Here is a 10,173-nt window from a genome sequence, read left to right as displayed (position 1 = left end):
CGGCATGGCTGCAGGACGCCGCCCACGCGCTGCCGAAGCTGCGCCTGGTGCAGGCGCTCGCCTCGGGAGCCGACGCGGTGCTCAACGCCGGATTCGACGACGAGGTGCGCATCTGCTCCGGTCGCTCGCTGCACGACGGTCCCGTCGCCGAGCACGCGCTGGCGTTGATCCTGAGCGCGGTACGGCGGCTCGATCGGCTGCGCGACGCGCAGCGGGAGCACCGCTGGGACGAGGACTTCAACGACGAGCAGAGCGCTCCCGACACGCAGCAGTCGTACACGCTCGCCGGTGCGCGGGTCACGATCTGGGGCTTCGGATCGATCGCCTCGACGCTCGCTCCCTTCCTCACGGCTCTCGGCGCCGAGGTACAGGGCATCGCTCGCACCGCAGGCACCCGCTCGGGCTACGCAGTGCACGCGGATGCCGACGCTGCGGCGATCCTCGCCGAGACCGACGTGCTCGTCTCCATCCTTCCCGCCACGGCCGAGACCACAGGTCTGTTCGACGCCGATGTCTTCGGCGCGCTGAGGCCAGGAGCAGCCTTCGTGAACGTCGGCCGCGGTGCCACGGTCGACGAGACCGCCCTGATCGCCGCGCTCGAATCCGGACAGCTGCGCGCTGCCGCGATCGACGTCACGAAGTCCGAACCGCTTCCGGCATCCGATCCGCTGTGGAACGCGCCGAATCTGCTCATCACTCCGCACATCGCCGGCAACCGGCCGGTCGGTGCCGCGAAGCTCGTCGACCAGAACGTCAGCCGGCTTATCGCCGGCGACGAGCTCGTCAACCAGGTGCGCCCGTAGGGTCTGGACAGCCCGCCCGGACCGGCGCATGCTGAGGGAATGACCGCCTTTCAGACCACACACGCGTTCAGCGGATTCAGCGTCGATGACATCGATGCCGCCCGCTCGTTCTACGGCGACACCCTCGGGCTGGACGTCACGACCAACGCCATGGGCTTCCTCGACATCAGCCTGGGCGACGGTGGCTCGATCCTCGTCTACGCCAAGCCGAACCACACGCCGGCGAGCTTCACGATCCTCAACTTCCCGGTCGATGACGTCGAGGCGGCGGTCGACGAGCTCAACGAGCGCGGCGTCGTGACCAAGATCTACGACGACTCGGAGTTCGCCACAGACGCCAAGGGAATCCTGCGCGGCGGCCCCGATCGGGGCCCCGACATCGCCTGGTTCACCGACCCTGCCGGCAACGTGCTCGCGGTGCTCGCCGCAGGCTGAGCCGCGTGGGCTGAGCGGCGCCCTCAGGCGAGCAGCGTGTCGAACAGGGTGTTCATGTCGGGGTCGACGCGCTGCAGCTCCGGGTGCGAGTCGTGCCACTCGATGATCTCTCGCGCCGAGGTGTGGAGCGGCACGACCGGGTTGAAGTCGGGCACGACGCGACGGATCTTCGTGTTGTCGAAGATGACGGAGTGCGCCATGTCGCCGGTGAGCTGACCGGCCCGCTCGGGCGCGGCATCCTCGATCGCCGCGCTCGTGGCGTACCGGATCTTCGGTTCGGCACCCGCCGCGCGTCCGAGGATCGAATAGATCTCGTTCCAGGTGTAGACGAAGTCGCTGGTGATCTGGAAGGTGTCGCCATACGCCAGCGGGTTGCCGAGCAGCCCCGCGAATCCGACCGCGAAGTCACTCGAATGCGTGAGCGTCCACAGCGACGTGCCGTCGCCGTGCACGATGATCTCCTCACCGCGGCGGATGCGGTCGATCGCCGTCCAACCGCCGAATGCGGGGATGGTCCACTTGTCGTAGGTGTGCGAGGGGCGCAGCACCGTGACCGGAAAACCGCGGTCACGATAGGCGGCGGTCAGCAGGTCCTCGCAGGCGATCTTGTCGCGCGAGTACTGCCAGCGCGGGTTGCGCAGCGGCGTGGACTCGGTGATCGGCAGACGTGCCACCGGCTTCTGGTATGCGGATGCCGAGCTGATGAAGACGTACTGACCCGTGCGACCCTCGAAGCGATCGATGTCACGCTGCACCTGGTCGGGGGTGAAGGCGATCATGTCGGCGACCACATCGAACTCACGACCGGCGAGAGCAGCGTCGACCGCCGCAGCATCCGAGATGTCGGCCGTCAGCACCTCGACGCCCTCGGCGGGCTCACGACGCGACTGCCCCCGGTTCAGCAGCGTCACCTCCATGCCCCGAGACGCGGCGAGCGCACTCGCCGCCGAGGAGATGATTCCGGTTCCGCCGATGAACAACACCTTCGTCGCAGTCATGCTCCGACTCTATCGACGGGCGAGGACCGGCGGCCGGAATGCCTGGCTCACCGCCTCAGACGACGGTGGCGCCGGGCGTGGCCGCGAACTCCTCGAGAGCGTCGATGACGTCGACCGAGAGCACGACCCGGCTCGCCGCGACCGCGTCGTCGATCTGTCCGGTGCGCGATGCGCCGATGATCGCGGTGGTCACCACCGGATCGCGCAGCACCCACGCGATCGCGAGCTGCGGGATCGACAGGCCCGCATCCTTGGCAATGCGGTCGATGCCGCGGATGCGCTCGAGATAGCTGTCGGTGAGCGCCGATCCGTCGAGGAAGTGGCTGTTCGCCGCACGCGAGTCGGCGGGAACGTCGCCGTCGATGTACTTCGCGGTCAGAAGGCCCTGAGCGAGCGGTGAGAAGACCGCGCTGCCGACCTTCAGCTCGCGCAGTGTCGGGAACAGCTCGGCCTCGGGCGTGCGGTCGAACAGCGAGTAGCGGGGCTGGTGCAGCAGCAGCTTCACACCCTGCTCGGCGAGCAGCTCATACGCCCGCCGCGCGAGCTCGGCCGGGTAGTTCGAGATGCCGACGTACAGCGCCTTGCCGCTGCGCACGATGTCGGCGAGCGCCGTCACGGTCTCCTCGAGCGGGGTCTCGGGGTCGGGGCGGTGCGAGTAGAACACGTCGACGTAGTCGGTGTTCATGCGCGTGAGGCTCTGCTCGAGCGAGCGGGTCAGGTATTTGCGCGATCCGCCGTCGCCGAAGGGTCCGGGCCACATGTCGTACCCGGCCTTGGTCGTCACGAACAGCTCGTCGCGATAACGCGCGAGACCGCTGTCGAGCACCGCGCCGAACGTCGACTCGGCCGATCCGTAGGGCGGACCGTAGTTGTTGGCGAGGTCGATGTGCACGACTCCGCGGTCGAAGGCGTGCAGCACGATCTCACGCTGGCTGTCGAAGGTGCGGTCGCGGCCGAAGTTCTGCCAGAGACCCAGCGAGACCTTGGGCAGCTGCACGCCGCTGGCGCCGGCGCGCTGGAAGGGCACATCGGTGTACCGGGTGGAGGCGGCCTCGAAGGGGGTCGTCAGGCGGGGGTCATCAGCGGCGATGGGCATGGAGGATGCTCCTATATGCGAGGCGGGGGAAGGGCTTCAGGATAGCGCTTGCCGCACCGCGGGCCCGGACTCGCCGTGATCTTCGATCGTCACGGCGCCGGTCCGAACTCGCCTGGTCCGACAGGCTGCTGTCAACCACTCCGACGAAGTCTGACGGGCGAGGTAACGTGGCGCAGAACCGGCGATCATCGCATCCATCCCCGCTGTGCGCGGGATATGAGAAGAGGTCCATGATGGGCGGGACCCCACCGTCGAAGCTCTCCGGCACGTCGAACGCGATCGTCGTGACCGGAGCACGTGTGCACAACCTTCGTGACGTGAACGTCGCGATCCCCCGAGACGCCCTCGTCGCGTTCACGGGCGTCTCAGGCTCAGGAAAGAGCTCTCTCGCCTTCGGCACGCTCTACGCCGAGGCCCAACGTCGATACTTCGAATCCGTGGCGCCCTATGCGAGACGCCTGATGAGCCAGGTCGACATCCCTGACGTCGACGCCATCGCGGGGCTGCCCCCGGCGGTCGCCCTCCCGCAGCAGCGCACCGCAGGCAGCGCTCGGTCGACGGTCGGCAGCGCCACATCGATCGGCAACGTCGTGCGCATGCTGTTCTCGCGCGTCGGGACCTACCCGCCTGGGGCGGAACCCCTGTTCGCCGAAGACTTCTCGGCCAACACCGTGCAGGGCGCGTGCCCGCGATGCCACGGGATCGGGCAGGTCTACGACGTGCCTCTGCACCTGATGGTGCCCGACGAGTCGTTGTCGATCCGCGACCGCGCTCTCGACGCCTGGCCGAGGGCCTGGCACGGCAAACAGCTCATCGACAGCCTGATCTCTCTCGGCTACGACATCGACATCCCCTGGCGCGATCTGCCTGACGAGCAGCGTCAGTGGGTGCTGTACACCGAGGAGTCCCCTCAGGTTCCGGTGTTCACCGACCGCGGTCCGGCGCAGGTGCGCAAGGCCGTCGCTGCCGGCATCGAGCCGTCGTACATGAGCACGTTCGTCGGGGTGAGACAGTACGTGCTCAACACCTTCGCCAACTCGAAGAGCGCGAAGATGCGCGAGAAGGCCGCGAGCTTCATGGTCAGCGTCCGCTGCCCGCTGTGCGACGGGCGCCGACTGAAGCCGGAGGCCCTCGCCGTGACGTTCGCCGGTCTCGACATCACCGAGATGGCCGGGCTCCCGCTCGCCGATCTCGCAGCTCTCCTCGAGACGGCACTCGACCGATCCGACGACGGGTCGGCCGCGGATGCGTCCGATCACCCGGCGCTCTCGCCCGAGAAGCAGCTCGCGGCGCATCGACTCGTCGACGAACTGCGCGATCGGGTCTCGCCCATCATCGAGCTCGGTCTCGGCTATCTCTCGCTGGATCGATCGACCCCCACGCTCTCGTCCGGAGAGTTGCAGCGGATGCGGCTCGCCACCCAGGTGCTCTCGCAGCTGTTCGGGGTCATGTTCGTGCTCGACGAGCCGTCTGCCGGGCTCCATCCCGCCGACGGCGAAGCGCTCGTGCGCATCCTCCGCTCGCTCAGGGACTCAGGCAACACGGTCTTCTTCGTCGAGCACTCCCTCGATGTGATCCGACATGCGGACTGGATCGTCGACATCGGCCCTGGCGCCGGAGCCACCGGAGGCGAGATCGTCTACTCCGGCCCGATCGACGGGCTCCGAGCGGCGGAGCACTCGCAGACCCGGCGCTACCTGTTCCCCGAAGACGTGCGCGCCGAGCATCCGACGGCGCCCGCGTCTCGCGAACCCGACGGCCAGCTCGTGCTCACCGATGTCTCGCGCAATAACCTCCGCAGCGTCTCGGTGTCGATCCCCCTCGGCTGCCTCACCGCCGTCACCGGCGTCTCGGGCTCTGGCAAGTCGTCTCTCGTCACCCAGGCGCTGCCCGATCTGCTGCACAGAAGCCTTTCCAGCGAAGTCGACGGCGCGACGATCGACGCCTCGAGCGAGACGCAGAGCAGCACGGCAGCGGATCCGCTGTTCTCCTCGCCGACGGCCGAGACCACAGGGCGTGCTTCAGGTCCTGCCAGCCGCGTGCGGCGCGTCGTGCAGGTCAGTCAGAAGCCGATCGGCCGCACGTCACGATCGAACGTGGCCACCTATACGGGGCTCTTCGACCGCGTCCGCGCTCTGTTCGCCGCGACTCCGGAGGCACGTCGGCGGCGATATGCCGCGAGCCGGTTCTCGTTCAACCTGGCGAGCGGACGATGCCCCACCTGCAAGGGAGAGGGCACGGTCGAGGTCGAACTGCTCTTCCTGCCCACCGTCCACGCCCCTTGCAGCACGTGCGGTGGCACCCGCTACAACCCCGAGACCCTCGAGATCGAACTGCACGGGCACACGATCGCCGACGTCCTCGCCCTGAGCGTGAACGACGCGCGTGTTCTCTTCGCCGACGATGCCGACGTCGCCCGACACCTCGACGCCCTCCTCGACGTGGGGCTCGGATACCTGCCGCTGGGTCAATCGGCGACGGAGCTCTCGGGCGGCGAGGCGCAGCGCGTGAAGCTGGCGTCCGAGCTGCGGCGCGCCCAGCACGGCGACACCCTCTACCTGCTCGACGAGCCCACCTCGGGACTGCATCCCTCGGACACCGACCGGTTGCTCGTGCATCTTCAGCATCTGGTCGACGCCGGCAACACGGTCGTGATGGTGGAGCACGACATGCGCGTGGTCGCACAGGCCGACTGGGTGATCGACATGGGTCCTGGCGCCGGCGACCTCGGCGGGTCGGTCGTGGCCGAGGGAACCCCTCGCGCCATCGCCTCGGCGAGCGGCAGCACGACGGCGTCGTACCTGGCGGATGCCCTCGATGCCCAGGACCTCGGAGCCGGCGTCTGAAAACAGAAAATCCCTGCCGAGGCAGGGATTCTATCTGCGGAGACGAGGGGATTTGAACCCCTGGTCCCCGTGAGGGGACTCCACCTTAGCAGGGTGGTGCACTCGGCCGGACTATGCGACGTCTCCAGGCATCCGAACCGTGAAGAGCGGATGCACCTTGCAAGCATAACGGGTTCGGCGGGCAGTCACGAATCGGGACTCAGGCGACTTCGGCCGGGCCGTCTGCAGGACGAAAGCACGTCTGCAGGACGAGAACCGACGGATGCTCCCGCATCCGTGCCCGGGTCCTGCACACGGCACGGGTGACGGCACGTGACCCACGGATCATCCCTCAGCCGGCGCTGGATTCCCGCACGACGAGCTCGGGTTGGAACCGCACGCGGCGATCGTGTTCGACACCGTCGAGCTCCTTGAGCAGCAGGTCGACTCCGGTCCAGCCGAGCAGCCGGGCGGGCTGGCGCACCGAGCTCAGCGGAACGACGGTCGCCGAGGCGAAGTCGATGTCGTCATAGCCGACCATGGCGATGTCCTGAGGTACGCGGATGGTCGATCCGAAGCTGAACGCCTGAAGCAGACCGACGGCGAGCAGGTCGTTCGCCGCGAACACCGCATCCGGGCGCGATTCGGCCGAACGCGCCGCGATGGCCTCGCCCGCGGCCCTCCCCTGCAGCACGGTGAGTGCAGACTGCTCGAAGATCTCGAGAGTGACATCGGGGTGGGCTGCGACCGCCGCCTTCACGCCCCGAAGACGATCGGCGACCTGATGCACCGACTGCGGCCCGCCGACGAACGCCAGCCGGCGGCGTCCACCCGACAACAGATGCTCGGCGGCCAGACGCCCACCTTCGACGTCATCGACCGACACCGAAGGGAGAAGCCCCTCCTCCACCTCGCGGTCGACGAGGATCACCGGCATCCCGCCCGCGGCGAAGCGATGCACGGCCGAGAGGTCGTCGGAGGCCGGCGTCAGGAGCACGCCGTTGACCCGCTGCTCCTGGAAGAGTTCGAGATGAGCGACCTGGCGCTCGTCTCGCTCGTCGCTGTTGCCGAGCAGCACGGTCATGCCGGCATCCGCTGCCCTGTCTTCTGCTCCGCGCACCACCTCGGCGAAGAACGGGTTGCCGATGTCGGGCACCACGAGTCCGATGCTGCGACTGCGTCCGGCCCTCAGCTGCCGGGCGGCGTCGTTGCGCACGAACCCGAGCTCCTGGATCACGCGCTGCACGCGCTCGATGGTTCGCGCAGACACGCGCTCGGGCTGATTCAGCACGTTCGAGACGGTGCCGACCGAGACGCCGGCCGCAGCCGCGACGTCTTTCACCCCTACTGCCATGGCGTGCCTCCGTCCGTCTGCGCCTCTGCCAACGACTACCTTCTCATCCCGCGCGGTTCCCCCCGCGCCGGCGTCGCGCGGGCACGGCCACGACGGCGAGCGCCGCGCATCCGATTCCGGCGATGAACAGGGGCGCGAGCGCCCAGGTGACGACACCGGTGAAGACCGCGGCCGCCGCGATGTAGGCGGCTCCTGCGACATCCGCACGCACGACTCCCGGCACCGCGCGCACCGAGGCGACCCAGCCGCGCGACGGCGACCATTCGCCTGCCGTGAGCAGCACGGTAACCGCGAGAGCGAGCAGTCCCGCCCAGCCGACCACCGCGATGGCCTCGCCACCGGGCAGCGCACCCGACCCTGCGAGCACGACATCGATCGTCAGCACGGTCGCGATCAGCGCGGCCGGCACTCCGACGACGAGCGACGGCAGGATGCCGGCACGCACGTCCTCCCAGAACAGCGCGGTGCGCGAGTCCTCGGCCGCGACGAAGCGACGCAGGTGACGGATGCCGGCGGCGAGCGCGATCGGCAGCGTGACGACACCGAGAGCGATGATCGTCATGAGCAGACCGATCGTGAGCACCTCGCCGAACAGGCCGAACTTCGCCGTGGCACCGGGGTTGACCCCCGGCTCGACGCCCGCGACCGTGGGTCCGGCGCCGGAGCGCGCCTCGCGCTTCGCTGCTCGGTGTGCTCGACGCTCTCCGCTGATGACCGACATGGCTAGCCCTTCAGTCCCTGGGTCGCGACACCGTCGACGAGGAAGCGCTGGAAGACCACGAAGAACAGCAGCACCGGCACGAGTGCGACGAACGAGGCCGTGACCGTCGCGCCGTAGTCGGACGACGAGGTCTGGTCGTTGTAGAGACGCAGCGCGATCGGCAGCGGGTAGTTCTCGGGACTCGTCAGGTAGAGCAGCGGCCCGAGGAAGTCGTTCCACGCCCAGATGAACGAGAAGATCGCGCAGGTGATCAACGCCGGCTTGATGAGCGGCAGGATGATCGACCAGAAGATCCGCAGGTGTCCGGCACCGTCGATGCGTGCTGCCTCGTCCATGTCCCGCGGCATCTGACGGATGAACTGCACGAGCAGGAAGACGAAGAACGCCTCGGTGGCGAGGAACTTCGGCAGGATCAACGGGATGAAGGTGTCGACCCAGCCGAGCTGATTGAAGATGATGTACTGCGGGATGATCACGACGTGGAACGGCAGCAGCAGCGTGCCGATCATCGCCGCGAACAGCACCCCGAGTCCCTTGAACTGCACACGGGCGAATGCGTAGGCGGCGAGAGCCGACGAGAGCACGGTGCCGACGACCGCGGATGCCGCGAGGATCAGCGAGTTCAGGAAGAAGCGCCACATCGGCACTCCCGCGATGCCCTCCATGACCTTGCCGTAGTTGTCGAGGGTCGGCGCCTGCGGGAGCAGACCGGGGTTCTGCCCGAACTCGGAGTTCGGCTTGAACGTCGACAGGAACAGCCACAGCAGCGGGTAGAGCACGACCGCGGTGAGGATGAGCAGGCCGATGAACCAGATGACGGTCTGCCAGGTCTTGCGCTTGATCGTGCGGCGGGGGGCGGGCGGCCCGACCGGCGTGGTCTGCTGGGCGGCGAACGCCGGCGTCGACGCGGAGCCGGACGTGGTGGCCTGGTTGGAGGTACTCATTTGTCGTCTCCCGAGTAGTGCACCCACGACCTCTGGGTGCGGAAGAGGATGAAGGCGATGACGGCGACGACGACGAGCAGAACCCAGGCGATCGCCGCGGCGTAGCCCATCTGTCCGTCGGAGAATCCTCGCTTGTACAGGTACACGGTGATGAAGTTCGTCATGCCGGCGGGGCCGCCGGTGCCGTTCGAGATGATGTACGCCGAGGCGAACACCTGGAAGGCTCCGATCAGGCCGAGCAGCAGGTTGAAGAACATCACCGGTGAGAGCATCGGGATCGTCACCGCACGGAAGCGACGGTACGCGTTCGCGCCATCCATCTCGGCAGCCTCGTAGAGCTCCTTGGGGATCTGCTTGAGGCCTGCGAGGAAGATCACCATCGTGGCTCCGAACTGCCACACGGCGAGCAGGATCATCATCGGGAGCACGAGGCCCGGGTTTCCGATCCACCCTCCGAGGTTGACCCCGAAGATCTGCAGTCCGCTGTCGACCGGGCCGTCGGAGGAGAACATGGCACGCCACACGATGGCGACCGAGACCGAGCCTCCGATGAGCGACGGCGCGTAGAACGCGGAGCGGAAGAAGCCCGCGCCCTTGTCGCGGTAGTTCAGCAGCATCGCGACACCGAGCGCCGCGGCGAGCGTGATCGGCGTGCCGATGAACACGTAGACGAGCGTGATCTGGGCCGACTGGATGAAGTTCGGGTCGTTCGTGAAGAGGCGGACGTAGTTGTCGAGCCCGATCCACTTGGGCGGCTGGAAGATGTTGTACTTCGTGAAGGAGAGGTACAGGGAGTAGATCATCGGCACGGCCGTGAGGCCGAAGAAGCCGATGAGCCACGGGGTGAGGAACGCGTAGCCGGTCGCGGTCTCACGGCGCAGACGCGCGCGCTGCCCCGGCCGGTCGAGTTCGTTCTCGGGGCGGCGGCCGCTGCGCAGCGCCCGCCCTCGCCCGGGCTTCTTGCCCGTGACGCTCGTCCTGGTCGCCGTCGTGCTCA

The 10,173-nt window shown here is 67.9% G+C and carries 9 protein-coding genes and 1 tRNA gene; 3 read left to right on the top strand and 7 right to left on the bottom strand.

Going from position 1 to position 10,173, the window contains the following annotated elements:
• The coding region (locus J7E68_RS12080) for an NAD(P)-dependent oxidoreductase (protein ID WP_215172901.1) at window positions 1-803 on the top strand (803 nt) is incomplete at its 5' end.
• Window positions 804-842: 39 nt separating this feature from the next.
• Window positions 843-1,238 (top strand): VOC family protein, encoded by a 396-nt coding sequence (locus tag J7E68_RS12075; protein WP_215172898.1) that lies wholly within the window; start codon window positions 843-845, stop codon window positions 1,236-1,238.
• Between the two features lie 23 nt (window positions 1,239-1,261).
• On the opposite strand, the gene J7E68_RS12070 is transcribed toward J7E68_RS12075, so the two are convergent.
• Together J7E68_RS12070 and J7E68_RS12065 are read right to left on the bottom strand one after the other, a co-directional pair.
• The gene (locus J7E68_RS12070; RefSeq protein WP_215172896.1) at window positions 1,262-2,236 is read right to left on the bottom strand and encodes an NAD-dependent epimerase/dehydratase family protein; all 975 of its coding nucleotides are present in this window, start codon (window positions 2,234-2,236) and stop codon (window positions 1,262-1,264) included.
• Window positions 2,237-2,291: 55 nt separating this feature from the next.
• Entirely contained in the window at window positions 2,292-3,332 is a 1,041-nt protein-coding gene (locus J7E68_RS12065) for an aldo/keto reductase (RefSeq protein WP_215172894.1), read from the bottom strand.
• A gap of 230 nt (window positions 3,333-3,562) precedes the next feature.
• Here J7E68_RS12065 and J7E68_RS12060 point away from each other — a divergent pair, with 230 nt between their 5' ends.
• Window positions 3,563-6,178: an excinuclease ABC subunit UvrA gene (locus J7E68_RS12060; protein WP_215172892.1), complete on the top strand. Its 2,616-nt coding sequence runs from the start codon at window positions 3,563-3,565 to the stop codon at window positions 6,176-6,178.
• A 37-nt stretch (window positions 6,179-6,215) separates the two neighbouring features.
• Here J7E68_RS12060 and J7E68_RS12055 read toward each other — a convergent pair.
• From J7E68_RS12055 to J7E68_RS12035, 5 genes are all read right to left on the bottom strand, one after another.
• A tRNA-Ser gene (locus J7E68_RS12055) sits at window positions 6,216-6,304 on the bottom strand.
• Window positions 6,305-6,509: 205 nt separating this feature from the next.
• Complete coding sequence (locus J7E68_RS12050) at window positions 6,510-7,511, bottom strand: LacI family DNA-binding transcriptional regulator (protein ID WP_215172890.1); 1,002 nt, start codon at window positions 7,509-7,511, stop codon at window positions 6,510-6,512.
• Window positions 7,512-7,554: 43 nt separating this feature from the next.
• On the bottom strand, window positions 7,555-8,232 hold the full coding sequence (locus tag J7E68_RS12045; protein WP_215172888.1) for a hypothetical protein: 678 nt from the start codon (window positions 8,230-8,232) through the stop codon (window positions 7,555-7,557).
• 2 nt (window positions 8,233-8,234) lie between these two features.
• A complete protein-coding gene (locus J7E68_RS12040; protein WP_215172886.1) occupies window positions 8,235-9,176 on the bottom strand; it encodes a carbohydrate ABC transporter permease in 942 nt (313 codons plus the stop codon).
• Window positions 9,173-10,173, bottom strand: a 1,001-nt coding sequence (locus J7E68_RS12035; protein WP_396652501.1) for a carbohydrate ABC transporter permease, incomplete at its 5' end; no start/stop codon positions are given. The genes J7E68_RS12040 and J7E68_RS12035, both read right to left, overlap by 4 nt.

The sequence above is a fragment of the Microbacterium sp. ISL-103 genome, assembly GCF_018613995.1.
Classification (GTDB): Bacteria; Actinomycetota; Actinomycetes; order Actinomycetales; family Microbacteriaceae; genus Microbacterium.
This window is presented reverse-complemented; position numbering and strand designations above follow the sequence as displayed.

Bases quoted from the DNA above. Each gene is read 5' to 3' on its own strand.
- J7E68_RS12070 (WP_215172896.1), bottom strand. From the start codon at position 2,236: ATGACTGCGACGAAGGTGTTGTTCATCGGCGGAACCGGAATCATCTCC.
- J7E68_RS12060 (WP_215172892.1), top strand. From the start codon at position 3,563: ATGATGGGCGGGACCCCACCGTCGAAGCTCTCCGGCACGTCGAACGCG.
- J7E68_RS12075 (WP_215172898.1), top strand. From the start codon at position 843: ATGACCGCCTTTCAGACCACACACGCGTTCAGCGGATTCAGCGTCGAT.
- J7E68_RS12065 (WP_215172894.1), bottom strand. From the start codon at position 3,332: ATGCCCATCGCCGCTGATGACCCCCGCCTGACGACCCCCTTCGAGGCC.
- J7E68_RS12045 (WP_215172888.1), bottom strand. From the start codon at position 8,232: ATGTCGGTCATCAGCGGAGAGCGTCGAGCACACCGAGCAGCGAAGCGC.
- J7E68_RS12050 (WP_215172890.1), bottom strand. From the start codon at position 7,511: ATGGCAGTAGGGGTGAAAGACGTCGCGGCTGCGGCCGGCGTCTCGGTC.
- J7E68_RS12040 (WP_215172886.1), bottom strand. From the start codon at position 9,176: ATGAGTACCTCCAACCAGGCCACCACGTCCGGCTCCGCGTCGACGCCG.